Source organism: Actinomycetospora sp. NBRC 106375 (genome assembly GCF_030269665.1).
GTDB lineage: Bacteria > Actinomycetota > Actinomycetes > Mycobacteriales > Pseudonocardiaceae > Actinomycetospora.
The window spans coordinates 15,549-42,347 of the sequence record NZ_BSTS01000016.1 but is presented as its reverse complement, the minus strand read 5'-3'; the positions used below and the strand labels follow the sequence as shown (position 1 = coordinate 42,347).

24 protein-coding genes are annotated in these 26,799 nt (G+C 75.1%); 7 read left to right on the top strand and 17 right to left on the bottom strand.

The window, feature by feature from the left end; genetic code table 11:
* Positions 1 to 2: 2 nt before the first annotated feature.
* The 3 genes from QSK03_RS23925 to QSK03_RS23915 are packed head-to-tail and all read right to left on the bottom strand — an operon-like array spanning position 3 to position 3,084.
* Positions 3 to 758: a DUF1707 SHOCT-like domain-containing protein gene (locus QSK03_RS23925; protein ID WP_285657428.1), complete on the bottom strand. Its 756-nt coding sequence runs from the start codon at positions 756 to 758 to the stop codon at positions 3 to 5.
* Positions 755 to 2,347 (bottom strand): sensor histidine kinase, encoded by a 1,593-nt coding sequence (locus tag QSK03_RS23920; protein ID WP_285657426.1) that lies wholly within the window; start codon positions 2,345 to 2,347, stop codon positions 755 to 757. Before QSK03_RS23920 ends, QSK03_RS23925 begins: the two co-directional genes overlap by 4 nt.
* 2 nt (positions 2,348 to 2,349) lie before the next feature.
* Positions 2,350 to 3,084: a response regulator transcription factor gene (locus tag QSK03_RS23915; protein ID WP_285657425.1), complete on the bottom strand. Its 735-nt coding sequence runs from the start codon at positions 3,082 to 3,084 to the stop codon at positions 2,350 to 2,352.
* Between the two features lie 251 nt (positions 3,085 to 3,335).
* On the opposite strand from QSK03_RS23915, the gene QSK03_RS23910 reads away from it, so the two are divergent.
* Entirely contained in the window at positions 3,336 to 4,889 is a 1,554-nt protein-coding gene (locus tag QSK03_RS23910; protein ID WP_285657424.1) for an alkaline phosphatase D family protein, read from the top strand.
* A 43-nt stretch (positions 4,890 to 4,932) separates the two neighbouring features.
* On the opposite strand, the gene QSK03_RS23905 is transcribed toward QSK03_RS23910, so the two are convergent.
* The 7 genes from QSK03_RS23905 to QSK03_RS23865 all read right to left on the bottom strand — a co-directional run bounded on the left by QSK03_RS23905 (position 4,933) and on the right by QSK03_RS23865 (position 12,143).
* Entirely contained in the window at positions 4,933 to 5,859 is a 927-nt protein-coding gene (locus QSK03_RS23905; RefSeq protein WP_285657422.1) for a hypothetical protein, read from the bottom strand.
* Entirely contained in the window at positions 5,856 to 6,878 is a 1,023-nt protein-coding gene (locus QSK03_RS23900; RefSeq protein WP_285657421.1) for a hypothetical protein, read from the bottom strand. The genes QSK03_RS23905 and QSK03_RS23900 overlap by 4 nt, the downstream gene beginning before the upstream one ends.
* Positions 6,879 to 6,909: 31 nt before the next feature.
* Positions 6,910 to 7,488, bottom strand: coding sequence for a UGSC family (seleno)protein (locus QSK03_RS33450; RefSeq protein ID WP_502872213.1), 579 nt, complete (start codon positions 7,486 to 7,488; stop codon positions 6,910 to 6,912).
* Complete coding sequence (locus tag QSK03_RS23885; RefSeq protein ID WP_285657416.1) at positions 7,488 to 8,324, bottom strand: NAD(P)/FAD-dependent oxidoreductase; 837 nt, start codon at positions 8,322 to 8,324, stop codon at positions 7,488 to 7,490. Before QSK03_RS23885 ends, QSK03_RS33450 begins: the two co-directional genes overlap by 1 nt.
* On the bottom strand, positions 8,321 to 10,060 hold the full coding sequence (locus QSK03_RS23880) for a UGSC family (seleno)protein (RefSeq protein ID WP_502872212.1): 1,740 nt from the start codon (positions 10,058 to 10,060) through the stop codon (positions 8,321 to 8,323). Before QSK03_RS23880 ends, QSK03_RS23885 begins: the two co-directional genes overlap by 4 nt.
* A 14-nt stretch (positions 10,061 to 10,074) precedes the next feature.
* Complete coding sequence (locus QSK03_RS23870; protein WP_285657411.1) at positions 10,075 to 11,370, bottom strand: MFS transporter; 1,296 nt, start codon at positions 11,368 to 11,370, stop codon at positions 10,075 to 10,077.
* Between the two features lie 98 nt (positions 11,371 to 11,468).
* A complete protein-coding gene (locus QSK03_RS23865; protein ID WP_285657409.1) occupies positions 11,469 to 12,143 on the bottom strand; it encodes a GntR family transcriptional regulator in 675 nt (224 codons plus the stop codon).
* 135 nt (positions 12,144 to 12,278) lie between these two features.
* On the opposite strand from QSK03_RS23865, the gene QSK03_RS23860 reads away from it, so the two are divergent.
* From QSK03_RS23860 to QSK03_RS23840, 5 genes are read left to right on the top strand one after another with little or no spacing between them, the layout of a single operon-like run.
* Positions 12,279 to 14,378, top strand: coding sequence for an acetate--CoA ligase family protein (locus QSK03_RS23860; RefSeq protein WP_285657408.1), 2,100 nt, complete (start codon positions 12,279 to 12,281; stop codon positions 14,376 to 14,378).
* Positions 14,378 to 15,115 carry an enoyl-CoA hydratase-related protein gene (locus tag QSK03_RS23855; protein ID WP_285657407.1) on the top strand — a complete coding sequence of 246 codons (738 nt, stop codon included), beginning with the start codon at positions 14,378 to 14,380 and terminating at the stop codon, positions 15,113 to 15,115. The genes QSK03_RS23860 and QSK03_RS23855 overlap by 1 nt, the downstream gene beginning before the upstream one ends.
* A complete protein-coding gene (locus QSK03_RS23850) occupies positions 15,112 to 16,257 on the top strand; it encodes an acyl-CoA dehydrogenase family protein (RefSeq protein ID WP_285657406.1) in 1,146 nt (381 codons plus the stop codon). Before QSK03_RS23855 ends, QSK03_RS23850 begins: the two co-directional genes overlap by 4 nt.
* Positions 16,257 to 17,315 carry an acyl-CoA dehydrogenase family protein gene (locus QSK03_RS23845; protein ID WP_285657405.1) on the top strand — a complete coding sequence of 353 codons (1,059 nt, stop codon included), beginning with the start codon at positions 16,257 to 16,259 and terminating at the stop codon, positions 17,313 to 17,315. The genes QSK03_RS23850 and QSK03_RS23845 overlap by 1 nt, the downstream gene beginning before the upstream one ends.
* Positions 17,316 to 17,366: 51 nt before the next feature.
* Entirely contained in the window at positions 17,367 to 18,053 is a 687-nt protein-coding gene (locus tag QSK03_RS23840; RefSeq protein ID WP_285657404.1) for an NAD(P)-dependent oxidoreductase, read from the top strand.
* Here the strand turns inward: QSK03_RS23840 and QSK03_RS23835 are convergent.
* Positions 18,050 to 19,237, bottom strand: coding sequence for a cytochrome P450 (locus QSK03_RS23835; protein WP_285657403.1), 1,188 nt, complete (start codon positions 19,235 to 19,237; stop codon positions 18,050 to 18,052). The genes QSK03_RS23840 and QSK03_RS23835 overlap by 4 nt on opposite strands.
* A gap of 176 nt (positions 19,238 to 19,413) precedes the next feature.
* Between QSK03_RS23835 and QSK03_RS23830 the strand changes: the two genes are divergently transcribed.
* Positions 19,414 to 20,277, top strand: coding sequence for an alpha/beta fold hydrolase (locus QSK03_RS23830; protein WP_285657402.1), 864 nt, complete (start codon positions 19,414 to 19,416; stop codon positions 20,275 to 20,277).
* Positions 20,278 to 20,294: 17 nt separating this feature from the next.
* Here the strand turns inward: QSK03_RS23830 and QSK03_RS23825 are convergent, their stop codons facing one another.
* Genes QSK03_RS23825 through QSK03_RS23800 form a run of 6 tightly spaced genes read right to left on the bottom strand, consistent with a single transcriptional unit; the run spans position 20,295 to position 26,736 of the window.
* Positions 20,295 to 20,927, bottom strand: a complete 633-nt coding sequence (locus tag QSK03_RS23825; protein WP_285657401.1) for an SRPBCC family protein — start codon at positions 20,925 to 20,927, stop codon at positions 20,295 to 20,297.
* Between the two features lie 42 nt (positions 20,928 to 20,969).
* On the bottom strand, positions 20,970 to 21,956 hold the full coding sequence (gene meaB / locus QSK03_RS23820; protein WP_502872211.1) for a methylmalonyl Co-A mutase-associated GTPase MeaB: 987 nt from the start codon (positions 21,954 to 21,956) through the stop codon (positions 20,970 to 20,972).
* A gap of 13 nt (positions 21,957 to 21,969) precedes the next feature.
* Complete coding sequence (locus QSK03_RS23815; RefSeq protein WP_285657400.1) at positions 21,970 to 22,356, bottom strand: type II toxin-antitoxin system VapC family toxin; 387 nt, start codon at positions 22,354 to 22,356, stop codon at positions 21,970 to 21,972.
* Positions 22,353 to 22,622: a type II toxin-antitoxin system Phd/YefM family antitoxin gene (locus tag QSK03_RS23810; RefSeq protein WP_285657399.1), complete on the bottom strand. Its 270-nt coding sequence runs from the start codon at positions 22,620 to 22,622 to the stop codon at positions 22,353 to 22,355. Before QSK03_RS23810 ends, QSK03_RS23815 begins: the two co-directional genes overlap by 4 nt.
* Positions 22,623 to 22,654: 32 nt before the next feature.
* Positions 22,655 to 24,862, bottom strand: coding sequence for a methylmalonyl-CoA mutase (scpA, locus tag QSK03_RS23805; protein ID WP_285657398.1), 2,208 nt, complete (start codon positions 24,860 to 24,862; stop codon positions 22,655 to 22,657).
* Complete coding sequence (locus QSK03_RS23800) at positions 24,859 to 26,736, bottom strand: methylmalonyl-CoA mutase family protein (protein WP_285657397.1); 1,878 nt, start codon at positions 26,734 to 26,736, stop codon at positions 24,859 to 24,861. Before QSK03_RS23800 ends, scpA begins: the two co-directional genes overlap by 4 nt.
* Positions 26,737 to 26,799: the final 63 nt, after the last annotated feature.

The window sequence follows — 26,799 nt, the reverse complement described above, 5'->3', positions numbered from 1 at the left end:
CCTCAGCGCTCGAGCTGGTCGGGGTCGTCGCGGCCGTCGAGCGCGAGCGGCTTGCGCGACACCGACACCCCGCCCATGAAGGCCAGGCCCGTGACGCGCACGCGGGGCCCGTCGCTGCCGCGCGGCGGACCCGAGCCGTCGTCGAACGCGCCCATGAAGCCGAATCCGTCCTCGACGACCGTGGTCTCCGGGTCCACCGTGACGTCGACGCCGCCCATGATCGCCACGGCCTGGACGGTGACCTCGACGCCGGCGGGGATGCCGCGCAGGTCCAGGTTGACGCCGCCCATGATCGCGATCGCGCCGATCACCAGACCGGCGTCGTCGAGGCGGGCGTCGCGGAAGGTCAGGTCCGCGCCGCCCCAGAACGCGAGGACGCGGTGGGTGTGCCCCGGCGTCCAGTCCCCCCGCTTCTGCACCCCGGACAGGACCGCCACCGACGTGGTCGACGAGGGCCGGTCGAGGCGGCCGAGCGGGCGCCGCGCCGGGGCGGTCTCCCCCGACGGCACGGGCCCGAGGTCGGCGGTCACGGGCGTGAGGTCGCGACGGAACCGCGCGGCGTAGACGTCACGCAGCCGCTCGTCACCCTCGACGATCGTGAGCCGGCCGTCCGACACCGCCTGCCGCACGACCTCGGCCACCTGCTCGCGCTCGGCGTCGGAGGCCCGGATCGGCGGCGGGTCGGGTGGCGCCGGGAGGCGCTCGGCCGAGGCTCCCTGGTCGTCGTCTCCCTGCTCGTGGGGCGCCGGCTGGGTCATGGCCGGGAGGATAGGCCGAGCCCCGGACCGAGGTCAGCACCGTCGGCCGTCCTGCTCGCGGCCGGGAGGTCCACCGTGAACCGCGTCTCGCCCGGCCGGCTGGTGATCCGCAGCGTGCCGCCGTGCTCGGCGACGACGGCCGAGACGATCGAGAGCCCGAGGCCGGTGCTGCCGGTGGCGCGGGCGCGCCCGGTGTCGCCGCGGGCGAAGCGCTCGGCGACGTGCGGCAGGAGGTCGGGCGGGATGCCGGGCCCGTCGTCGACGACGTCGAGGCGCACCACCGCCCGCCCGTCCTCGCCGGTCGTGGGCCGCAGCGTGACGGTGACCAGGGTGCCGGGCGGGGTGTGGGTGCGGGCGTTGGCGAGCAGGTTCGCGAGCACCTGGTGCAGCCGCTCGGGGTCGCCGATCACCTCGAGCGGGGCGCGGTCGATCTCCACGGAGTCGTCCACGGAGTCGTCGCCGGGCAGGTCGATCGACCACCGGTGCCCGGCCGCGGCGACGTGCGCGTCGGTGACGGCGTCGACGACGAGACGGGCGAGGTCCACCGGCTCGCGGGCCAGCGGGCGACCGGCGTCGAGGCGGGCGAGCAGCAGGAGGTCCTCGACCAGCGCCGTCATCCGCTCGGTCTGCGAGCCCATGCGGTCGAGCAGGCCCGCGACCTCGTCCGGGAGCTCGCCGGTGCGGCGGGCGGCGAGCTCGTTGTAGCCGCGGATCGCGGCCAGGGGGGTGCGCAGCTCGTGGCTCGCGTCGGCCACGAAGCGCCGCAGCCGGGTCTCGCTGTCCTGGCGGGCGGCCAGCGCGGCGCCGACGTGCCCGAGCATCCGGTTGAGCGCCACCCCGACCTGGCCGACCTCCGAGCGCGGGTCGGCGTCGGCGTCGGGCACCCGCTCGGCGAGCTCCACCTCCCCCGACGAGAGCGGCAGCTCCGAGACCCGCCGGGCGGTGGCGGACATCCGGTGCAGCGGGCGCAGGGTCAGCCGCGTGGTGAACGCCGCCGTGACGCCCGCGAGCACGACGCCGATCCCGAAGATGATCGCTTCGCGGAGCACCAGCTCGTCGACGGTGTTCTCGAGCGCGTCGGTCGACAGCCCGATCACCGTGACCGTCCCGTCGTCGCCCTGCGCGGCCGCGAGCCGGAAGCTGCCGAGCCCGTCGAGGTCGAGCGTCTGGGGGCGCTGGCCCGGCGTCGTCGCGATCGCCGGCGCCACCTCCTCGACCGGCACCGGCGTGCTCGTGCCCGGCCGACCGAGCAGCACCGCCCGCACGATCCGCCCGTCGTCGACGGTGACCTCGAGGGTGTTGGCCGGCCGGTCGGGGCCGCCGCCGACGAAGCCGCCGCCCGCGTCGGGCGGGGGCGGGCGCCGGTCCGGGTCGCCCTGCGGCGGGTTGCTGCGGAAGCGGGCCACCTCGGTGACCTGGTCGTCGAGCTGGCGGTAGAGGTAGCCGCGCAGGGACAGCGCCGCGCCCACGCCGACGACGAGGAAGACGACGGTCAGCAGCAGCACGGTCGTCAGCACCAGCCGGCTCTGCAGCGACGGCACGCGCCGCAGCGCGCGCCGGGCGGGGCCACGCACATCGACCTGGGGCATGATCATTCGGCGGCCGGCTTGAGGACGTAGCCGGCGCCCCGGACGGTGTGGATCATCGGCGCGCGGCCCGCGTCGATCTTCTTGCGCAGGTAGGAGATGTAGAGCTCGACGATGTTCGACTGGCCGCCGAAGTCGTAGTTCCAGACGCGGTCGAGGATCTGTGCCTTCGACAGCACCCGGCGCGGGTTGCGCATGAGGAAGCGCAGCAGCTCGAACTCGGTGGCCGTCAGCTCGACCTGCTCGCCGCCGCGGACGACCTCGTGGCTGTCCTCGTCGAGCGTGAGGTCCCCGACGGCGAGGGTGGCGTCGCCGCGCACCGCGGTCGCGACCGCGGCCCGGCGCAGCAGTCCGCGCAGCCGGGCGACGACCTCCTCGAGGCTGAACGGCTTGGTGACGTAGTCGTCGCCGCCTGCGGTGATGCCGGCGACCCGGTCCTCGACGGCGTCGCGCGCGGTCAGGAACAGCACCGGGACCTCGGGGCTCTCGGCGCGCAGCCGGCGCAGCACCTCGAACCCGTCGATGTCGGGGAGCATCACGTCGAGCACCACGACGTCGGGGCGGAAGTCGCGGCCCTGGCGTACGGCACCCAGCCCGTCGGAAGCGCTGCGCACGTCCCAGCCCTCGTAGCGCAGGGCCATCGACAGCAGCTCGGCGAGCGTGGGTTCGTCGTCGACGACCAGCGCCCGGACCGGTGTCCCGTCCGGACGCCGCAGGTCGGCACGGGTCGCGGCGTTCATGACACAGCACCCTCCCAGCCACCCACAGGTCCCGGCTGGGTGGTTCCTGTGTGTCCGCTGTGCGGCGGCATCGCCGTGACGCGCCTCCGGCGCGGCAGCTCCGCTCCGCTGCGGCCGCCGACCGGTGACCGTGCGCGGAAGTCCGGTCACGGAACGTCCGAACCGGTGACACCGGGTCATGCGTTGGTGGGGCGGGGGATGCGACGCCGGCCCGCCGGCGCCCCCGTCTGAGCCCGGACGGAGGACTGCCCGTGAGCGACCCCGCGAGGGTGACGCGCCGGACCTTCCTGGGCGGCGCGGCGGCCCTCACGAGCACGGCGGTGGTCCTCGGCGCTCCCTGGGTCGCGGCCGCCGACGCCGTCGACCCCGCGGCGCCGGCGGTGTTCACCCTCGGCGTGGCGTCGGGCGACCCGGTCCCCGACGGTGTCGTGCTCTGGACACGGCTGGCCCCCGACCCGGTGGCCCCGGACGGGCGCGGCGGGATGAGCCGGCGTCCCGTCCTCGTCGACTGGCAGGTGGCCGAGGACGCCGCGTTCCGCCGGGTGGTCGCCCGGGGCACAGCCGTCGCGCGGCCCGAGGAGGCGCACGCGGTGCACGTCGAGGTGTCGGGACTGCACCCGGCCGCCGACCACTGGTACCGCTTCCGCGCCGGTCCGCAGATCAGCCCGGTCGGGCGGACGCGTACGGCCCCGGCGCCCGGGGCGCGGGTCGACCGGTTCGCGATGGCGACGGCGAGCTGCCAGTGCCGTCCCGACGGCTTCTACACCGCCTACGCCGCGATGGCCCGCGACGACCTCGACCTCGTCGCGTTCCTCGGCGACTACATCTACGAGAGCGCGTCGACCGGCGTGCCGGGGCGGGCCCACCTGCCGAACCGCGAGGTCAGCACCCTCACCGACTACCGCGTGCGCCACGGCCAGTACCGCACCGACCCCGATCTGCAGGCCGCGCACGCCGCGTTCCCGTGGGCGATCACGCTCGACGACCACGACGTCGAGAACAACTGGGCCGCCGACGTCTCCCAGGTCGACGACGAGCCCGACAACGACCCGGCGGTGTTCCGGGCCCGGCGCGCCGGCGCGTTCCGGGCGTTCTGGGAGCACATGCCGCTGCGCCGGACCCAGCGACCCGACGGGCCGGCCATGCGCATGCACCGCCGGCTCACGTTCGGCGACCTGCTCGACGTCCACCTGCTCGACACCCGCCAGTACCGCAGCGACCAGGACCCGGAGCACCCGCGCGACCCGTCGCGCACGATGCTCGGCGCCGAGCAGCGCGCCTGGCTGTGGCACGGGCTCGCCGGCCCGACCGCACGCTGGAACGTGCTCGCCCAGCAGGTGTTCTTCTCCCCGCGCGACCTCACCGCGGGCGCGGCGGTGGGTCTCGACGAGGACTCGTGGGACGACTGCGCGGTCGAGCGCGACGCCCTGCGCGACCACCTCATCGCGGCGGGCACGTCCAACCCGGTGATCGTCACCGGCGACGTGCACGCCCACCACGCGTGCGCCCTGCACGCCGACCCGAGCGACCCGGCGTCCCCGGTCGTCGCGACCGAGCTCGTGACCACCTCGATCAGCTCCGGGGGCGACGGCCGCGCCCGCGAGCCCGGCGACGCGGCGCTGCTCGCCGAGAACCCGCACATCACGGTGCTCGACCGCCGGCGGGGCTACGTCCGCAGCACCGTCACGCCGACCGACTGGCGCGCGGACTTCCAGGTGGTCGACCGGGTCAGCGTCCGCGGCGCCCCCGCCCACACCGCCGCCACCGTCGTCGTCCCCGCCCGCGACCCGGCGGCCCGCGCCTGACCCGTATGTGAGCGAAATTCCCGGCTATAGCCGGGAATTTCGCTCACATGGGCACGGTGACCGCCTGGCTGCCGCCGATCCAGCCGGGCAGATGGAGCATCTTGACGCCGGGGCCGCCGGCAACGACCGGGGCGATCTCGGCGGCCACGCCCAGGTCCTCGCGGCCGGTGCGGGCCCGCAGCGCCGCGTCGCCCCGGTCCCGCAGCGCCGCGGTGAGGTCGTCGTCGGTCGGCAGGGACGGCGCCAGCCGGGTCGCGACCTCGGGCGGGAGCACGAGCACCTGGGTCATCGTGCGGCCCCGGGTGAGGTCGCCGGCCGCGAGGACCGCGCCGGCGAGGGCGTCGCCCAGCGGCACGAGCAGGGCGTCCGGGTCGGCGAGGTCGTCGCGGGGCAGCACCTCCGCCGTGCCGCCGACCGGGACCACGGTGACGGCGTCCCCCGCGCCGGCGCCCCGGCGGGCGGCGAGCGTGCCCCACGGCCCGGCGGGGTCCTCGACGAGGCAGCAGGTGTAGCGGGCCGGCTGGGCCGTCGTGGCCATCGTCGTCTCGCCGGGCCGGACGCCGCCGGCGGTCGCGAGGGTGAGCGCGAGCGCGCGGCCGACCGAGCCGTTGGTGTGCGGGCCGGGCCCGAGCAGGCCGGTGCCGTGGGTCAGACCGAGCCGGTCGGCGACGGGCCCGGCGACGACGAGCGCGACCGCCGGCGTCCCCGTCGTCGTGGCCACGCCGAGCAGGTTCAGCTCGGACGCCAGCGCGGCCCGGGCGGCGGCGACGACCACGGGCAGCGCACCGACCGGGGCGCCGGCGAGCACGCACGCGGTGGCCGCGCCGCGCGGTGTCAGCTCCCCGAACAGCGGCGGCACGAGACCGAGCACGTCGTCCGGGTCCGGGGTGGACCCCAGCATCGCCGCGACCCGCGCCGGGGTCGGCGCCACGACCGGTAGCCCGTCACCGACGTCCTCCTCGTCGCTCACCCCGGCACGACCCGCGACACCAGCTCCGTCCCCCCGAACGACGGTATCCACGCCGAGTGCTTCCCCGCGCCGCCCGCCACGGCGATGTGCAGGTTCCCCGGCGCGTCGCTGACGGTGTACGCGTCGCCGTCGGGCTCGACGCCCCACTCGACGAACTGCCGCCGGTTGCCGTCCGAGACGTGGTCGACGGGGATGCGGGCGTGCTCCCAGAGGTGCGCGCGGATGCTGTCGGGCGTCCAGCCGTCACGGTGCAGCGTCGCGGCGTGCTCCGGACCGAGCAGCAGCAGGTGCGGGCCCCGGACGTAGACGTTGTTCGACCCCGGCTGGGCCATCGTCCCGGCGATCGTCAGCAGGATCTCCGCGCCGGTGGTGCTGCCGTGGTCGTTGACGTTGTGCGGCGGCTCGGCGGCCATGACGGACACGACACTCTGCTCGGCACCGAACCCGCGCCGCACCGCGGAGGACGGCCAGGGCGACTCGTCGGACTCGGCGAAGCAGAACGTGTACTTCGCCGGCGAACCCTGGGTGCTGCGGTCGAGGACGCCCGGGGTCGCCCCGCCGACGTGCAGCAGCACCAGCGACAGCGCCCGGCCGACCACGGCGTTGGCGCGCGTGCCCTGCCCGAGGCAGTTGCCCCCGGCGTTGAACCCCAGCGCGGCGCGCGCCGGACCGGAGACCATCACCATCGGCGCGCACGGGTGAGTCGTCGCGAGCGTGCCGTGCAGGTTGTAGGCCTCGTCCTGCACCGCGGCGAGCGCGGCGAGCAGCACCGGCATGTCCGCGGGCCGGCACCCGGCCATCACCGCGTTCGCCGCGACCGAGCGCGGGGTCGGCGTGACACCGCGCGGCGGCAGGGGCCCGAGGTCGACCGCGGTGGGCGTCGCCGCCAGCATCGCCGCCACCCGCTCCTCGGTCGGCGGGACCGTCGGCAGCCCGTCGCCCCACCCGCGCTCCTCGCAGGCCGCCGCCCACGCCCAGGCGTCGTCGACGTCGGGCAGGTCGATCACGTCAGAGGTCATGGGTCGAGCTCCGGCTCCGCTTCGTCTCCCGTCATGGTGCGAGCTCCCCCATCGACCGCAGCTCGGCGACGACCCCGGCGTACGCGGCGTCGGAGCGTCCGGCGAACTCCGCCGGCGAGAGCCCGCCGATCGGGTGGTCGACGACGACGAGCCGCGGGTCGGCACGGCGCGCCTTCGCCTGGGCGGTGACCAGCGGCAGGAACGACGAGGTCACCACGAGGATCGAGCGCACGCCGCGGCGCTCGAGCTCGAGCGAGTCGTGGAGACTCCACGACGAGCACGAGCCTCAATCGCCGATGGCGACGACGGCGAGCCGGTACTGCGCGGCGAGGTGGTCGAGCAGCGCCGGGTCGGCGCCGACCGCGGCGCTCGGCTTCGCCTCCAGGCCGTTCGGGCCGAGCCCGTGCTCGTCGGCCAGGCGCCGCCCGATCGCGTCGAGGAGGTCGTGGGCGCCGGGCTTGGAGTTGGACAGGCCGCACAGGGCGGCACGCAGCGCAGCGGAGCTGCCGCGCCGAAGGCCGGATACAGCTCCGGCCGGCGTGGTCCCCGCCGCCGCGGCGACGGTCGTGTCCTCGGACGTTGCCCCGGACGTCGGGTCGACGATGCGCATCAGCTCTCCTCGAGGTGGGCGACGACGGCGTGGCCGGCGCGCAGGCCGTCCGCGGCGGCGGTGAGCAGGTGGCGGTCGGCGCCGGTGACGTCGCCTGCCGACCACACCGGCGCGCCGGCGGGCAGCCCGTCGAGCAGCGCCGTGCGGGGCTCGGCGTGGGTGTAGACGAAGATCCCGGAGGCCTCGAGCACGTCGGAGTCGGCGAGATGCACGGCGGCGAGGGTGCCCTCGCCCGCGAGGGACGCGACCGTCCCGCGGCGCACGTCCACCGCGTCGGTGAGCCGGCGGTCGAGCGCCGCCGGCCAGGTCGGCGACGCGCTCACCACCGTGACCCGCTTCGCGATCCCGGCGAGCTCGAGCGCCTCGTGGGCGGTCCATTCGTCGTCGCCGACGACCACCACCTCGCGCCCGGCGTGCAGCGGCCCGTCGCAGGTGGCGCAGTGGGAGAGCCCGCGGCCCTCCCAGCCCTCGGCGTCCGGGACGTCGAGGCGCCCGGGGCCCCGGCCGGTGGCGACGACGACCGCCCGCGCCGACGCCGGCCCCTCGGCGGCGTCGACGGTGAGCGGGTCGGTGCGCAGGCCGGTGACCTCGCCGTAGGCGATCTCGACGCCGCGTTCCATGACGTCGGTGAGCAGCGCGCTCATGAGGTCCGGGCCGGTCGTCGCCGGGCCGGGCCAGTCGGCGAGCGTCCCGAGGTTGATCAGCTGCCCGCCGGGGGCGAGCGCGTCGTGGGCCACCACCCGCAGCCCGCGCTCGGCGCACGCGCGCGCGGCGGTGAGGCCGGCGATACCGGCGCCCACTACGGCCACGTCCCAGTCGGTCGTCACGGCTGTCACTGCGGGTCCTCCTCGATCCGCCGGCTCACCGGCACGCCCTGGACGTGGTTCTGCACGAAGCCGCGCGACTGGTTCCGGCTCGGGTTGCCCGCGAGCACGATCCCGATGTCGCCCGCGCGCGGCACCATCGGCACGAGACGGTCCGGGTCGGTGCCCGCGTAGCGCTCGTCGAGCTCGCCGGCCGCGACGGCGGCGTCGAGGTCGAAGCTCGTCGAGCCGACGTTCCAGGCACAGGCCTGGAGCTGGCGCACCGGCACCCGCATGTGCTCGGCGAGGTGCGCCCGCAGCGCGTCCTTGTCGACCCCGAAGCCCGCGAGCGCCCGGGCCACGGCCGGCCCGAGCACGAGCAGCGGGTGGAAGGCGCCGAACTCGAGGCCGGTGTAGGCCCACGGCCCGATCGCGTTGCCGAAGATCGTCGTCAGCGCGTCGAGGTGGTCCGCGGCGGACTCGCCGCCGGAGTAGATCGGTGCGCTGACGGCGACGACGCTCTGGACGGTGACGACGCTGTCGCCGTCGGCGAAGCCGCGGTCGGCCCGGAACGACGGCCAGCCCAGCGCCCGCACGGCGGCGTCGTCCTCGGCGAGGGCGACGTGGAACGTCGACGCGATCGCGCCCTGGTCGGTCTCCCCGGGCGGGATGCGCAGGCCGGCGACGTTGCGGAGATAGAGCCGCAGGAACCGTCCGACCGCGGTGTTCGCCCGCCGCCCGACCCGCATCGCACCGGTGCCGCTGTGGAACCCGAGCCGCTCGACGACCGGGCCCGAGAGCACCACGAGGGACTCCCAGCCGGGCGTCGACCCGGCGTCCTGCACCCGGAAGACCGGGTCGGCGACGCACGCGACGATCGCGACCAGCACCGGCATGTCCTCGGGACGGCAGCCGGCCATGACCCCGTTGACCGCGACGCTGCGCACCGTGGCCCGGCGCAGGTCGGGGGCGAGCTCACCGAGGGAGTCGTCGGGGTCCCGGCCGGTGTGCGCGAGGAACGCCGCGACGCGCTCCGGGGTCGGCGGCACGACCGGCAGGCCGTCGGTCCAGCCGCGGGCCTCGAAGTGGTCGGTGATCTCCTCGAGTTCGCCGCGGGCGACGATCTCGGTGGCCCCGTGCTCGACGGGCTCCGTGGCCGGCGCGTCGCCCGACGACGACCGCGTGCCGGCCTGCTCCCGCGCGCCGTCCCCCGCCACGAGCGCGTCGACCACCGCCGGGGCCACCTGCTCGCGCATCTTGGTCCGGAACACCTCGGTGGGGTCGGTGAGGATCACGCCCGGGTAGCTGACGATCGGCACGTGCCCCACACCGAGGGACTTCCCGACGGCGCGTCCCATGCCCTCGAACCCCGCGCCGCCGATCGCGGTCGCCGGGACCCCGGCGCGCTCGGCGGTTGCCGCTGCCCGCATCACGGCAGGCATGCAGGAGCCTCAAGCGCCCACCGCGGCGACGACGAGGTCGACGCGGTGGGCGCGCAGCAGCTCGGGCAGGGCCTCGAGCACCCGGCGCTCCTCGGCCGCGGAGGCGTGGAAGTTGCCGAACTCCTCCCAGCCGACGAACGCGACGTCGCCGTGGCGTTCCCTGGCGACCTCGGAGATCACCTCGAACATCTCGGGGCCGCGGAACAGCTCGTCCCACAGGTACGCGACGCGGCGGCCGGCCAGCGACGCCGGGCGCTCGTGCTCGGCGACCTCGCCGACGGTGCGCGGGCCCAGCGGACCCAGGACCTCGTAGTGCGGCTCGGGCACGGTGCCGGTCTCCCTCACTCGTCGGCGGTGATGACGCGGCCGGCGCGGTCGCGCAGGAACAGGGCGGCGACGGTGACGATCGCGGCGCCCACGACGGCGATGCCGACGGCGATCCCGTAGCCCGCGCTCGTCGCGACGACGCCGCCGATGATCGTCCCGATGCCCGAGAGGCCCCGGCCGATGTTGTAGGCCGACGCCGAGCCGAGCGAGCGGATGCGCGTCGGGAACAGCTCGCCGAACCAGACCCCGAAGATGCCGAAGTAGCCGAGGAACAGGCTCGAGGCGAGGTAGAGCCAGACGAAGTTCCCGAGGCCGGTGCCGCCGAGGGCGAGGGCGAGCATCACCGCGAACGTCACGGTCTGCAGGGCCGCGAACGCGACGAACACCGGCCGGCGACCCCAGCGGTCCGAGAGCCAGCCCGCGAGGATGAAGCCGACGAACGACACCGCGGACGCGATGTAGAGCACGAGGCTCGCCGAGCCCGCGTCGAAGCCGAGGTCGCTCTTGAGCATCGAGGGCATCCACGCCGTCGCGGTGTAGGGCACCCACTGCGCACCGAAGGCGACGACGAGGCCGACGAGCACGATCGGCAGCGAGTCCCGGGACACCAACTGACGCCACGTCGACCGGTTGGCCTTCGCCGCGGTGGCCTCGGTGAGCAGCCCCGCCGCCTTGCGCGCCTGGAGCTCCTCCCACTGGCGCGACTCCCGGCACGCGTAGCGGATCCACACGCACGCCAGGGCGGGCACGACGCCGACCAGGAACGCCCACCGCCAGTCGACCACGACCTGGGCGACGAGCACCGCGAGCGCGTAGGCCGGCCACAGCGACGCCTGCACCAGGCCGCCGCCGAGCCCGCGGCGCTTCGGCGCCCACGCCTCGTTGAGCCAGGCGAACCCGACCGCCCACTCGCCGCCCGTGCCGACGCCTGCGAGGATCCGCAGCACGAGGAAGACGGCGAAGTTCGGCGCGAGGAACACGAGCCCGGTGGCGACGGAGTAGATGAGGATCGACCAGATCAGCGTGCGCCGGCGCCCGTAGCGGTCGCCGAGCCAGCCGAAGAGCACGCCGCCGATCGCGGAGCCGACGAGCTGGCCCGCGATCGCGACACCGAACACCCCGGCCGAGACGCCGTAGAACTTCATGATCGCGCCGGCGAGCAGCGTCGGGAGCATGAAGTCGAAGTACTCCATGCCCCAGCCCAGGCAGGCGGCGCCGAGGATCCGCCGCCGGTCGCCCGGCGTGTACTCCGGCGGCGCGGCGGTCGCCGTGCCGACGGGCGCGTCCGGGCGGTCCTGCTCGGTGGTCATGGGTTCCTCCCCGTGACCGCGCGTCGTCACGCCGTCACCCGGCGGAGGTTAGGTGGGTCACACGGCGGAAGTCCAGAGAAGATTGGATACGATCTCGGCTACGCGTGGGGCGGGAGGCCGAGCGCCGCGTGGAGGTCGGCCACCGTCACCTCGCGGTGGGCGTCCATCAGCGCGACCACCGCGGCGTTGTCTCCCCGCCGCAGCGCGGTGATCATCTTGCGGTGCTCGCGGACGACGCGGGCACGCCCGGCGGAGTCGTAGAGGTGCACCGTGCGGTAGGGCTCGCTGCGCCGCCAGAGCCGGTCGATCTCGTCGACCACCAGGTCGAGGCCGGAGAGCCGGAACATGGCGAAGTGGAAGGCCACGTTGGCCGCGACGATGCCGGCGACGTCGACGTTCTCGACCTGCTCGGTGATCGCCTCGTTGAGGGTCGTGAGGTGGCGGAGCTGGTCGCCGGTGAGCCGGGGCAGGGCGCGGAGCACTTCGGTCTCGAGCGCGCGGCGCATGAGGTAGACCTGCGCGAGCTCGTCGGCGTTGAGCCGGGCCACGGCGTAGCCGACGTGCGGCTCGTGGCGCATGACGCCCTCGGCCTCGAGCGTCTTGAGCGCCTCGCGCACCGGGATGCGGCTGACCCCGAGCCGCGCGGCCAGGGTCTCCTGGCGCACCTGCTGGCCGGGCACGAGCTCGCGCGAGCGCAGCATCCGGCGGATCTCCGACACGGCGCGCTGGACGCTGGTCGCCCGGCGCGCGGGCTCGACGTCGGTCCCGGTCACGGCGCACCACCCCCGGGCGCCGAGCGTAGTGGCGCACGCGTGCCGCGGGAGTTCCGTCCCGCCGTCGCGGGGATTGGATACCAAATGATGTTCGATCGGTTGTGTCTCGCCGACCCGCCGACCTAGGTTCGGGTCGTGACGGATGCACCGGCGCCCACCGACTGGGCACGCGTCCTGGCGCCGCGCTCGGTGGCCCTCGTCGGCGCCACGGGCCGCGCGGACAACCCGATGGCCCGCCCGCTGCGCTGGCTCGTCGAGCGCGGCTTCACGGGCGCCGTGCACCCCGTCAACCCCAAGTACGCCGAGCTGGGCGGCGTCCCGTGCGCCGCGTCGCTGGCCGACATCCCGGGCGGGGTCGACCTCGTGCTCGCCCTGGTGCCCGCGGAGCGCGCGGTCGCCGCGGTCACCGAGGCCGGCGCCGCCGGGGCGGCCCTGGTGATCGTGTTCGCGTCGGGCTTCGCCGAGGTGGGCCCGGAGGGCCGCGCGCTCCAGGACGAGCTCGTCGTGGCCGCCCGGGCCGCGGGCACCCGCGTCCTCGGCCCGAACTGCCAGGGGATCTACGACGCCCGCAGCCGCCTGTTCGCGACGTTCACCAGCGCCGGCGAGCGCCCGCTGACCGGCTCGAGCGGCATCGCCTACGTCGGCCAGAGCGGGGCGATCGGTGGCTCGGTGCTCGACGCGGCCGCCGAGCGCGGGCTCGACCTCACCGCCTGGGTCTCCACCGGCAACGAGGCCGACGTGGGCCTCACCGAGGTCGGCCGCCACCTCGTCGCCGACCCCGCGGTCGACGTCCTCACGGTCTACGCGGAGTCGCTGCCCGACCCGGACGACTACGCCGCGCTCGCCGCCGAGGCCGCCGCGCACGGGACCGCACTGGTGGTGCTGCGCTCCGGGCGCTCGGCGCCGGGCCGACGGGCGGCGGTCTCGCACACCGGGGCGATGCTCGGCGACGACACCGCGTTCACGCTCGTGTCCCGCCGCCACGGCGTCGTGCTCGTCGACGACGTCGAGGAGCTGCTCGCCGCGGCCGTCCTGCTCCGCGGGCGTCGCGCACCGGCGGGGCGGCGCCTCGGGCTGGTGACCAGCTCCGGCGGCGCGGGCATCCTCGCCGCCGACCGGGCCAGTGAGGCCGGGCTCGAGGTCCCGGAGCTGACCGCCGAGACCCAGGAGAAGCTCACCCGCCTCGTCCCGGCGTTCGGCGCGGTCGGCAACCCGGTGGACGTCACGGCCCAGCTGTTCAACGTCGGCGGGGGCTTCGGGGAGGTCTGCGGGCTCGTGCGCGCGGACGGCGCCGTGGACGCGGTGCTCGTGCTGCTGACCATGCTCGTCGGCGACACCGCCACCGCGCTCGCCCGCGACCTGGTCGCGACCGTCGCCGAGCAGGGTCCCGACGCCCCGCCCGTCGCCGTGGCCTGGATGGCCGGCGAGGACGGCACCGGACCGGCGCGCACCGTGCTCCGCGATGCGGGCATCCCGGTGTTCTCCTCGATCACGCTCGCGGTCCGTGTCCTCGACGCCGTCGCCCGGGAGCCCGCGCCGGGCCCGGCTCCCGCCGACGCCCGCGACCCCGTGCCCGGCGACGGCTGGGCGCTGCTCGACGCGCTGGGGGTCGCGCGGCCGCGGTCGTCGCGCTCGCCCGACGTCACCGCCGCGGTGGACGAGCTCGGCGGTCTCGCCGTCCTCAAGGCCGAGGGACTCGACCACAAGACCGAGGCCGGCGCGGTGCGCCTCGGCGTCCGGAGCGACGACGCCGCCGCCGTGCACGCCGAGCTCACCGGCCTGCCCGGCGTCACCGGGGTGCTCGTCCAGGAGCAGGTCCCGTCCGGGGTCGAACTGCTCGTCGCCGTCGACGGCGGGCGCGAGGGCTGGCCCCCGGTGCTCACGGTGGGGCACGGTGGCACGGCGACCGAGGTCCACCACGACGTCGCGCACGCCCTCGCCCCGGTCGACGAGGCAACCGCACGGGCCCTGCTCCGCTCGCTGCGCTGCTGGCCGCTGCTCGCCGGCCTCCGCGGGGCGCCCGGGGTGGACCTCGACGCGGCCGTCGACGCGGTCGTGCGCATCTCCCGGGCGGCCACCGTCCCCGGGCTCGGCGAACTGGAGGTCAACCCGTTGGTCCTCCTGCCGCCCGGGAGTTCGAGCAATGCGGCTTTCCTGGCGTCTGAGGCCAGGATCGCCACACGCTCGGATCCGCGACACGCCGTCGCCGTCGACGTGCTGAGGACGGAGAGATAGTGGGCAGCATCGGTCTCGAGATCAGCGAGGGCGTCGCGGTGCTGACCGTCGACGCGCCCGAGGTCCGCAACGGCCTCACGCCGGCGATGGGCCGCGAGCTCGCCGACGCGTGCGACACCGTCGACGCCGACCGCGGCGTCGGCGCGGCCGTGGTCCGCGGCGCCGCCGGGACGTTCTGCAGCGGCGCCGACCGCCGCACCTGGAACCCCGGCGCCGACCAGGCCGAGGACGGCGCGTTCCGCGACACCGGCGCGGTCTACGGCGCCTTCCGCCGCGTCGGCACGCTCGCGGTCCCGACGATCGCCGCCGTCCGCGGCGCCGCGGTCGGGGCGGGCCTCAACCTCATGCTGGCCACCGACCTGCGGGTGGTCGCCCGCAACGCGCGCCTGATCGCGGGGTTCCTGCGCATCGGCCTGCACCCCGGCGGCGGCTTCTTCACGATCGCGCACCGCACCGCCGGGCGCGAGGCGGCGTCGGCGCTGGGCCTGTTCGGCGAGGAGATCGACGGCACGCGCGCCGCCGAGCTGGGCCTGGCGTGGCGCGCGGTCGACGACGCCGAGGTCGAGGACACCGCCCTCGCGCTGGCCGCCGTCCCGGCGAAGGACCCCGACCTCGCCCGCGAGGCCGTCCGCTCGTTCCGCACCGAGACCGGGCCGCCGGGCCTGCCGTGGGACGCGGCGGTGGAGTTCGAACGCGCCACCCAGATGTGGAGCCAGCGACGCAGGGGGACCCAGTGATCTTCGAACCCACGGCCCTGTCCGCCGACGAGGAGAAGCTGCGCGACGAGGTCCGCGGCTTCCTGGCCGAGACCCTCCCGCCGGACTTCCGCCCCGGTCTGGGCCTCGGCGGCCGCCACGACCCGGAGTTCACCCGCACGCTCGCGCAGCGCGGCTGGGTCGGCATGTCGATCCCGACGCGCTACGGCGGCGCCGGCGCGAGCACGGTGCGCCGGTTCGTCGTCATCGAGGAGCTGCTGGCCGCCGGCGCCCCGATCGCCGCCCACTGGATCGCCGAGCGCCAGTCCGCGCCCGCCTTCCTGCGCTTCGGCACCGAGGAGCAGCGGGAGTGGTTCCTGCCGCGGATCGCCGCCGGCGAGTGCTGGTTCTCGCTCGGCATGAGCGAGCCCGACGCCGGCTCCGACCTCGCCTCGGTGCGCACGACCGCGACCCCCGTCGAGGGCGGATGGCGCGCGTCCGGCACCAAGGTGTGGACGACGAACGCGCACCTCAACCACTTCGCCGCGATGCTGTGCCGGACCACGCCCCAGGCCGAGGCCGGCGACCGGCACGCGGGCCTCTCGCAGCTCATCGTCGACCTCGCCGACGAGGACGTGCACGTCTCCCCGATCCCGCTGATCGACGGTGAGGAGCATGTCAACGAGGTCGTGCTCGACGGCGTGTTCGTGCCCGACGAGCGCGTGCTCGGCGAGGTCGGGCAGGGCTGGGCGCAGGTGACAGCCGAGCTCGCGCACGAGCGCTCGGGGCCGGACCGTTACCTGTCGATCCTCGGGCTCTACCGCGCGTTCGTCGACGTCTACGGCCGGGATCCCGACGACGCCCGCGCCGCCGCGATCGGGCGGATCGGCGCCCAGCTCTGGACGATCCGCCAGCTGTCCCTGGCCGTCGCGCGCTCGCTCGACCAGGGCGAGGCGCCCGCCGTCGAGGCCTCGCTGGTCAAGGACATCGGCACCACGTTCGAGCAGCAGGTGGTCGAGGCGCTCCGCGACGCGGCGGGCGGGGAGATCGACCCCGACGGCCCGACGATGTTCGACCGGCTGCTCGCCGAGTGCGTGCTGAACGCACCGACGTGGACGCTGCGCGGCGGCACGACCGAGGTGCTGCGCGGGATCGCGGCCAAGGCGCTCACGAAGGGGTCCTGATGACGGCGACGAACGATCTGGCCGAGGTCCGTGACGCCGTCGCCGACCTGCTCACCGATCGCGTCACGCCCGAGATCCTCGAGGCCGCCGAGCGCGACGGCTGGGCCGCGACCGTCTGGGAGCCGCTGCACGCCGGGGGCTTCACGACGGTCGGGGTGCCCGAGGCCGCCGGGGGCGCGGGCGGCTCGGTGGCCGAGGCGTGCTCGGTGCTCGAGGCGGCCGGTGCGGCCGCGGCGCCCGTCCCGCTCGCCGAGACGGGCCTGCTCGCCGGGCGCCTCCTCGCCGCCGCCGGCCTCCCTCTCCCCGACGGGCCGCTGACGACGGGCACGGGCGCGGTGACCCTGACCGGCGGCGCGCTGAGCGGCCAGCTCGCCCGCGTGGCGTGGGCGTCCGCGGCGACCCGGATCGCCGTGCTGGCCGACGGTCCCGACGGGGCCGTGGTGGCGCTGGTCGACCCGACCACGACGCGGATCGCCCCCGGCCACAACCTCGCCGGCGAGCCCCGGGAGTCCGTCGACCTCGACGGCGTCGTCCCCGAGGCGATCGCGTCCGTCCCGCCGGACACCCGCGAGCTGCTGGCGCGGCGCGGGGCCCTGGCCCGCGCCGCCCTGATCGCCGGGGCGGCCCGCCGGGTCCTCGAGGTGACCGTGACCTACACCGGCGAGCGGGTGCAGTTCGGCCGCCCGGTGTCGCGGTTCCCGGCCGTGGCCGACCACCTCGTGCGCATCGCCGAGCAGACCGAGATGGCCGCGATGGCCGCCCGGTCGGCCGCCGTGGGCGCCGGGGAGGGCGAACCCGACGCCCTCGACGTCGCCGCGGCGGCCGCCGTCGCGTCCGAGGCGGCGGGGCTCGTCGCCGCCGCCGCGCACCAGGCCACCGGCGCGATGGGCGTGACCCGCGAGTTCGCGCTCGGCGTGCTCACCCGCCGGCTGTGGTCCTGGCGCGACGAGTGGGGCGGCGAGCGGGCCTGGGCCACCGACCTCGGTCGCACGCTCGCCGCCGGCGGCCCCGACGCGCTCTGGCCGACCCTCTCCCGCGGGGTCCGCACCGGTACGTGAGCGAACTTCGGGCCTATAGCCCCGAAGTTCGCTCACATGGGCAGCGGAGACGTGAGCGCCGCCACGGACCGGGTGCCCGCACGCGGGGTATCCGGCCGGATGGACGTCACGGTGTTCGGGGGCACGGGCAAGATCGGCCGGCACGTGGTGCGGCAGCTGCTCGCGACCGGGCACCACGTCACCGTGCTCGTCCGCTCGCCCGACAAGCTCGAGGTCACCGACGACGACCTCGAGGTGATCGTCGCCGAGCTCGACGACGCGCCCGCGATCCGCAAGGCCGTCGACGGTGCCGACGCGGTGATCAGCGCGCTCGGCCCGCCGATCGACCCGTTCCTGCGCAGCGGCCCGCTCACGGCGGCGACGCGGACCATCGTGGACGCGATGCACGAGTCCGGGGTGCGCCGCCTGATCGCGCTCGCCACCGTCAGCGTCCCCGACCCGCGCGACCGCCCGAGCCTGTTCGACCGCCTCGTCCCCGTCGGGATCGGCCTGCTCATCCCGGGGGCGCTGCGCGAGGTCCAGGGCATGAGCGAGGTCGTCACGACGTCGGACCTGGACTGGACGCTCGCGCGCATGACCGCACCGATCGACATCCCCTCGAACGGCACGTTGCGCGCCGGGTTCCTCGGCCGCGACCGCGTCGGGACGCCGATGGCGCGCACCGACGTCGCCGCGTTCCTCGTCGACCAGCTCACCGACGACCGCTTCGTCGGCGCGGCGCCCGCGATCAGCAACTAGTCCCAGGTGACGGGGAGGTCGGTCAGGCCCCGGAACACCCAGCCGAACCACGCCTCGTCGCGGCGGGTGTCGGTCCGCAGGCCGGGCAGGGCGTCGTAGAGCCGCGGGACGGCGATCTCGCCGATCGCGATGCGCGCCGCCCAGTGGCCGACGCAGAGGTGCACCCCGCTCCCGAACCCGAGGTGCGCGCGCCGCGTCCGGGCGATGTCGAAGTGCTCGGGACGGTCGAACGCGGCGGGATCGCGGTTGGCCGCGCCGATCACGACGCCGAGGATCGCGCCGCCCGGCAGCGCGACGCCGTCGAGGACGGTCGCGCGCGTCGTCTCCCGCGGGTACATCCCGATCGGCGGGAGCCACCGCAGCGCCTCGTCGAACACCACCGGCCAGAGCGACGGATCGGCGAGGACGCGGTCGCGCTGCTCGGGATGCCGGCTCAGCGCCCAGACCATGTTGGTGATCATGTGCTGGGGCTCGTTCATGCCCCCGGAGATCGTCAGCTTCACGTTCGCGCGCACCGCGGGCTCGGGGAGCCCGCTGGTGACCAGCGCCGACGTCATCGAGGCGTCGGGATGGCGCCGCAGCTGCGGGAGCAGCGCGTCGAGGTGGTCGTCGACCTCCCGCTGCGCGGCGTCGCAGCGCGCCCAGATGTCCGGGTCGTCGTGCAGGTTGCCGATCCCCGCGATGAAGGCGTGCGACCAGCGCTCCATCGCCTCGGGCGTGGCCTCGGGCAGCCCGAGCAGGTCGACGAGGTTCCGCGCGGCCACGGGTGCGGCGTAGTCGCGGTTCAGCTCGGCGCGCTCGGGCCCCTGCCCGCGCAGGACGTCGAGCTGCGTCCGCGCGTTGTGCTCGAACCGCGGCGCCCAGGCGGCGCGGACGCTCTTCGCGCGCAGGCCCGCGTTGACCGGGGCCCGCTCCACCGCGTGCTCCGGGTCGTCCTTGCGCAACATCGGCTTCGCGCCGAGCGCCCGGGCCATCGTCGCGCCGCCGCCGCTGACGTCGGCCGAGTAGGTGGCCTGGTCGGCCTCGACGGCCCGGCAGGCCGCGGACCCGGTGACGAGGTAGCGCCCCATCGCCGGCACCCGGACCACCGGCCCGAGCGCGCGCAACCGCGCGTAGGTCTCGTAGGGGTCCCGCAGCATGGCCGGCGGATCGACCCAGTCGGCGGTGGGCGCGACGGAGGACATCGGCACGACCTCCCGGGGGTCCGACCGCCCCTGGGGTGACGCGGCGGCGTGCGACCAGGGTCGGGACGCGCCGAGAACCCTGTCAACGCCCCGCTCCCGTAAGGTCACGGGCGGGCGTGCTGGACGCCGCGTCCCGGAGAGCTCCTCCTGGCCTCGTCCACCGGAGGAGGTCGCGCGTGTCCCTCTTTCCCGGCTTCGACGTCGTCGACGTGACCGTCGGCGGCACGACGATCCACGGCCGCGTGGGCGGCACCGGGCCCCCGCTGCTGCTCCTGCACGGCATCCCGGAGACCCACCTGATGTGGCGTGACGTCGCGCCCGCGCTCGCCGCCGACCACACCGTCGTCGTCACCGACCTGCGGGGTTACGGCGGCAGCGGCGTCGGGACGGGCGACGACCACAGCATGCGCTCGCTCGCCGCCGAGCAGCTCGCCGTCATGCGGGCGCTGGGCCACGAGCGCTTCGCCGTCGCCGGCCACGACCGAGGCGCCCGCTGCGCCTACCGCCTGGCCCTCGACCACCCCGACCACGTGACGGCGCTCGCCGTGCTCGACGTCGTCCCCACCGCGGAGGCGTTCGCCCGCGCCGACCGCGAGTTCGCGCTGGGCTACTGGGTCTGGTCGATGCTCGCGGCCCCCGAGCCCGTCGCCGAGCGCCTCGTGCTCGGCGCCCCGGACGTCCTCGTCGACCACATGCTCGACTCCTGGTCCGACGACCCCGCCGCCTTCCCGCCGTGGCTGCGCGAGCGCTACGCGGCGACGTTCCGCGACCCCGGGCGCGTGCATGCGATCTGCGCGCAGTACCGCGCGGCGGCGACCGCGGACGTCGAGCACGACGAGGCCGACCGGGGCGCCGGGAACCTGCGCTGTCCCGTGCACGTGCTCTGGAGCGCGACGGGCGCGGTCGAGGCCTGGTACGACCCGCTCGCGGTGTGGCGGCAGTGGGCCGACGACGTCCGCGGCGGCCCCGTCGACGCCGGGCACTTCCTGCCCGAAGAGGCGCCGGACGTCGTCCTCGCGGCCCTGCGCGAGCTCGGCTGACCCGTCCCGCGACCGTCTCAGACCTCCGCGCCGGTGTAGAACGCGATCGTCCGGTCCGCCCGGGCCTCGGCGTCGGCGGCGTCCAGGCCCGACGCGGCGCTCGCCGCGGCCCACGCCCGCCCCGACCGCGTGATGAAGTCCCGTCCCTCGTCGGACGCCGACCACGCCTCGGCGTCCTCCGGCGTGACGCCGGCGCCCGACCCGAGGTGGCGCCCCAGCCCGAGCAGCCCGAGGTCCCAGCCGATCCCCGCGGCGCCCGGGCCGTAGGTGCGCCAGTGGTCGTCGTCGACGTGCGCGATGTGGGCGAGAGTGAAGCGCGCGCCGTCGGCGCCCTCGGGCGTCAGCCGCACCTCGATCCAGCTCACCCCGCCGCCGAACTCCCAGGTGGCGTCGAAGCCGCGCGGCGGGTCGCAGGCGGTAACCTCGCCACCCGCGTTGCCCTCGAGCTGGTAGCGCCCGCCCAGGCGCAGCTCGCCGCTGACCGGGAGGAACCAGCGGGCGATGCGGTCGGCCTCGGTGCACGCGGACCACAGGTCGTCGACGTCGGTGGGGAACGCGCGGCTCAGGGTGACGACGGCCGCCTCCCCGGCCGCGAGCGTGCGGGTGCCGACGACACGGCGGGTGGCGGTGACCTCGTACTGGACGTCCATGCCCGAGAACCTACGAGACCGGCTTATATAAGCCAATACTCATCAAACACCGTCGAGGAACGCTCCGAGAATCCGGTCGGCCGCCAGCGCCGGGGTCAGCTCCCCCGCCTCGACCTCGTGCTCCAGCTCGCCGCGCATCCCCTTGACCGCCGGGTGGTCCTGCAGCCGGCCGAGCAGGCGGTCGCGCACCATCTGCCAGGTCCAGTCGACCTGCTGGCGGGCGCGCTTCCCGGCCAGGCCGCCCTCGGCCTCGAGGTGCTCCTGGTGCCGCACGAGCGCCGACCACACGTCGTCGAGACCCGTCCGCTCCGCGGCGCTGCACGTCAGCACCGGGACCTTCCACGTCTCCCGCTCCCCGCGGAGCATCGCCAGCGCCTGCCCGAGCTCGCGCGCCGCCCGCTTCGCCTCGCGGGCGTGCGGGCCGTCCGCCTTGTTCACGGCGATGACGTCGGCGATCTCGAGGATGCCGCGCTTGATGCCCTGCAGGGAGTCGCCGGTGCGCGCGAGCGTCAGGAAGAGGAACGAGTCGACCATCTGCGCGACGGTGGTCTCCGACTGGCCGACGCCGACCGTCTCGACGATGACGACGTCGTAGCCCGCCGCCTCCATCACGACCATGGTCTCGCGCGTCGCCTTGGCGACCCCGCCCAGCGTCCCGGCCGTCGGGGAGGGTCGGATGAAGGCGTCGTCGTCGGTCGCCAGCTCGTCCATGCGGGTCTTGTCGCCGAGGATCGAGCCGCCGCTGCGGGTGGACGACGGATCGACGGCGAGCACCGCGACCTTCGACCCCGACGCCGTCAGCGTCGAGCCCAGGGCGCCGATGAACGTCGACTTCCCCACTCCGGGCACCCCGGAGATGCCGATCCGCCGCGCGCCACCCGCGTGCGGCAGCAGCTCGACGAGCAGCTCCTGTGCGGCGTCGCGGTGGTCGGGGCGCGTCGACTCGACGAGCGTGATCGCCCGGCCGATCCAGAGCCGCGACCCGGACCGGACGCCCTCGACGTAGGGCTCCAGGTCGATGTCGCTCACGGAATCTCCCTCCTCACGCGTCCGCACGCAGGACCGCCACGGAGTAGGCCTCGAGTCGCCGGTCGGCCGTGACCAGCGTGAGGCCCTCGTGGCGAGCCTGCGCCACGAGCATCCGGTCGAACGGGTCGCGGTGGTGGAGGGGGAGGTCGGCGACAGTCCGGGCGTGCTCCGGGCGGACAGGAAGGAGGTCGATGTCCTGTGAACGCAGTTCCTCCACCATCTCGGAGACATCGACCTGCAGCTTCCCGATCGCGCGCTTCGTGGCGAGCTCCCACAGCGAGACGACCGAGACCAGGACCTCGTGAGAGCGATCGGAGAGATCAGCACGCACGGCTGGACCGAGTCGTTGCGGCGCCTCCACCGACCACAGAACCACGTGGGTGTCGAGGAGCAATCTCATTCAGAGAGGCCGGGCGGCTCGATGGGCTCGGCATAGAACAGCGCCTCGATCTCGTCGTCGCCGTCATTGATGTCGCCAGAGTAGAAGATCTTTCCTTCGAGTCCGCCGAGCCGTCGCGGCTCCTGCTGACCGCTCCGCTGCGACGGCACCAACCGCGCGACCGGCCGCCCGTTGCGGGCGATGACGATCTCCTCGCCCGCCTCGACGCGTTCGAGCAGCTTCGAGAGCTGCGTCTTCGCCTCGTAGACGTTCACCTGGTCGGCCACGACGGCAGTCTATCTGGTCAGACCTGGTCAAGTCAGGACTTCGCGTGCCCCAGGCGCTTCGCGAGGGTCTCCAGCAGCTGGGTCGCGGCGTCGGCGATCACCGTGCCCGGCCCGAAGATCGCGGCGGCGCCGTTGGCGAGCAGCTCCTCGTGGTCCCCGGGCGGGATGACGCCGCCGGCGACGATGAGGATCTCCTCGGCACCCGCTTCCTTCAGCTCGTCGCGCAAGGCCGGAACCAGCGAGAGGTGGCCGGCCGCGAGCGACGAGACGCCGACGACGTGCACGTCCGACTCGACCGCCTGCCGCGCGACCTCGCCGGGCGTCTGGAACAGCGGGCCCACGTCGACGTCGAAGCCGAGGTCGGCGAACGCGGTGGCGATGACCTTCTGGCCGCGGTCGTGCCCGTCCTGGCCCATCTTCGCGACGAGGATGCGCGGGCGGCGGCCCTCGGCCTCCTCGAAGCGCTGCGCCGCCGCGCGCGCGTTCTCCACCGCCGAGTTCTCGCCCACCTCGTCACGGTAGACACCGGAGATCGTCCGGACGTCCGAGCGGTGCCGGCCGTAGACCTCCTCGAGCGCGTCGGAGATCTCGCCGACGCTCGCCTTGGCCCGCGCGGCGTCGATGGCGAGCTTGAGGAGGTTGCTGTCGAGGTCGTTGCCTCGGGTCCCCTCCGACGCGGCGCGGGCGGCGTTCGTCAGGGCCTCCAGCGACGAGCGGACGGCGTCGTCGTCCCGGTCGGCGCGGAGCTCCTTCAGCCGCTCCACCTGCTGGCGCAGCACGTCGGCGTTGTCGACCTTGAGGACGTCGACGTCCTCGCCCGAGGTCAGCGGGTACTTGTTGACGCCGATCAGCGGCTGGCGGCCGGAGTCGATCCGCGCCTGCGTGCGCGCGGCGGCCTCCTCGATGCGCATCTTGGGCAGGCCCTCGTCGATCGCCTGGGCCATGCCGCCGGTGGACTCGACCTCTTGAATGTGGGCCCACGCCCGCTGCGCCAGCTCCTGGGTCAGCCGCTCGACGTACGCCGAGCCGCCCCACGGGTCCACGGTGCGCGTCGTGCCCGACTCCTGCTGCAGCAGCAGCTGGGTGTTGCGGGCGATGCGGGCGGAGAAGTCGGTCGGCAGCGCCAGGGCCTCGTCCAGGGCGTTGGTGTGCAGCGACTGCGTGTGGCCCTGGGTCGCGGCCATCGCCTCGACGCAGGTGCGGACGACGTTGTTGTAGACGTCCTGGGCGGTCAGCGACCAGCCGGACGTCTGGCTGTGCGTGCGCAGGGACAGCGACTTGGGGTTGGTCGCGCCGAACGACGACACGAGCTTCGCCCACAGCAGCCGCGCGGCGCGGAGCTTGGCGATCTCCATGAAGTAGTTCATGCCGATGCCCCAGAAGAACGACAGGCGCGGCGCGAACCTGTCCACGTCCAGCCCGGCGTTGCTCCCGGCCCGCAGGTACTCCACCCCGTCGGCCAGCGTGTAGGCCAGTTCCAGGTCGGCGGACGCGCCGGCCTCCTGGATGTGGTAGCCGGAGATGGAGATCGAGTTGAACTTCGGCATCTTCTCCGAGGTGTAGCTGAAGATGTCCGAGATGATCTGCATCGACGGCTTGGGCGGGTAGATGTAGGTGTTGCGGACCATGAACTCCTTGAGGATGTCGTTCTGGATGGTCCCGGCCAGCTGCTCCGGCGACACCCCCTGTTCCTCGGCGGCGGCCACGTAGAGCGCCATCACCGGGAGCACGGCCCCGTTCATGGTCATCGACACCGACATGCGGTCCAGCGGGATCCCGTCGAACAGCTGGCGCATGTCGAGGATCGAGTCGATCGACACCCCGGCCATGCCGACGTCGCCGGAGACCCGGGGGTTGTCGGAGTCGTAGCCGCGGTGGGTGGGCAGGTCGAACGCGACCGAGAGTCCCTTCTGCCCGGCGGCGAGGTTGCGGCGGTAGAAGGCGTTCGACTCCGCGGCGGTCGAGAACCCGGCGTACTGGCGCACCGTCCATGGCTGCGTCACGTACATCGTCGGGTAGGGCCCGCGCAGGAACGGCGTGATGCCCGGGTAGGTCCGCAGGAAGTCGAGGCCCTCGAGGTCGGCGTCGGTGTAGAGCGGCTTGACGCCGATGCCCTCCGGTGTCTCCCACACGAGGTCCTCGGCGCCCTTGCCGGTCGCCGCCTCGAGCGCGGCCTCCCAGTCGCCCGACGGACCCTCGGGCGTGCCGAGCTCGACGTCGCCGAAGTTCGGGATGCTCATCGGACCTCCAGGGCGTCGAGGGTGTCCTGCAGGACGGCGGCGGCGTCGCACCCGGCGTAGAGGGTGCCGTCGATGCCGTCGACGTCCTTCGTCCCCGCCAGCAGGATGCGGCTCGCCCCCGCCTCGCGCAGGGCGGCCGCGACGTCGGCGGCGTGCTGGTCGTAGTTCCTGTCCGACGACGCGATCACCGCGACCGACGTCCCGGCCTCGCGGAAGGCCGCGGCGATCTCCTGCGGGTCGGTGCCGCCGGGGCCGTCGGTGGTGGCGATGCCGCCGGCGCCGAACAGGTTCGCGGCGAACGAGACGCGCGCGGTGTACTCGGCGAGCGTGCCGATCGAGGCGACGAAGACGGTCGGTCGACTCGCGACCGCGTCCGCGCGGTCGCGCAGCGTCTCGAAGACCTCCGCATAGCGCCGGCGCGGCAGGCCGCCCTCGTGGTCGGTGTCCGGGCGTGGGTCGCGGCGGGGGAGCTCCTCGGCGAGGTTCGGGAACTCGCTGACGCCGGTGATCGGGTCCCGGCGGTGTGCCAGGCGCCGCGAGCGCTGCTCCCACGTCTCCTCGAGCCGGGCGGCGAGGCTGCCCCCGTCGAGGGCGGCGGCGATCCCGCCGTCGCGCTCGATGCGCGTGAACTGGTCCCACCCGGCGTGCGCCAGCGCGTCGGTGAGCGACTCGACGTACCAGGAGCCCCCGGCCGGGTCGATCACGTGCGCGAGGTGCGACTCCTCGAGCAGCAGCGCCTGGGTGTTGCGCGCGAGCCGGCGGGCGGCCTCGTCGGGGCGGCCGAGCTCGCTGTCGAACGGCAGGACGGTGACCGCGTCGGCCCCGCCCAGCCCGGCACCGACGGCGGCGACCGTCGTGCGCAGCATGTTCACCCAGGGGTCGCGCTTCGTGATCATCGCCGGCGACGTGACCGCGTGCTGGACCATCCCCCGCGCCTGCTCGGAGGCGCCGCTGACCTCGCCGATGCGGTCCCAGCAGCGGCGTGCGGCCCGGAGCTTGGCGAGGGTGGCGAACTGGTCGGCGGTGGCGGCGAAGCGGAACTCGATCCTCGCGAAGGCCTCGTCGGTGCCGAGGCCGGCCTCGGTCAGCAGGCGCACGGCGTGGACCCCGGCGGCGAGCGCCGCGCCCAGCTCCTGGGCGTCGCTGCCGCCCGCGCGGTGGTAGGGCAGCCCGTCGGCGACGACGGTGCGCAGCTGCGGGTGGTGCTGCGCGGCGGTCCGGCTGTGCTCGACCAGGGCGTCGGTGTACCCCTGCTCGAGCGCCGCCCCACCCTGGGCGCGGTCGAGGACCGGGTCGTAGCCGAGCGACCCGGGGATCGCGCCGGACCCGGCCTGCTCCGCGATCTTCAGGAGCGCCGCGGCGGCCTCGGGGGTGTCGCGGCCGGCCTCGAGCGCGATCGGGGCGAGGTCGACGAACACGCCCTCGAGCAGGCCGTCGAGGGCCGCCACGGGCGGGCCGCCGGCGTCGCCGAGCACCAGCCAGAGCGACGAGACCCCGCCCTCGAGCTCGGCCATGAGGACGTCGTGGGCGTCGGCGGCGTCCGTGTCGGCGGCGAACGCGTGGCGCTGGCGGACCAGCCATCCCTCGGCGACCTGGCCCTCCGGCCGCGCGCCGCGCACGAACGGCGACAGGCCGGGCACCCCGGTCGCGGCCGGCGGTGCGTCCTCGGCGGCGTAGAGCGCGCCGATCGCGATGCCGTCGTCGGTGACCGTGGCCAGCGCCGCCTCGGCCTCGTCCGGCGACACCTCGCGGCCCGACTTCGCCAGGACCCCCGCGACCAGCTCGCGCCACTGCTCGCGCGTCGGGGTCTCGAACTCGGCCGCCAGGGTCAGCTCGTCGGGGGCCTCGTCCAGATCCGTGGTGCCCGATGCCATGCGCGGGATCGTAGAGCGGTCAGCCCCGACCGGTTTCGCTCCGTGCGACAGACCACCACCGCG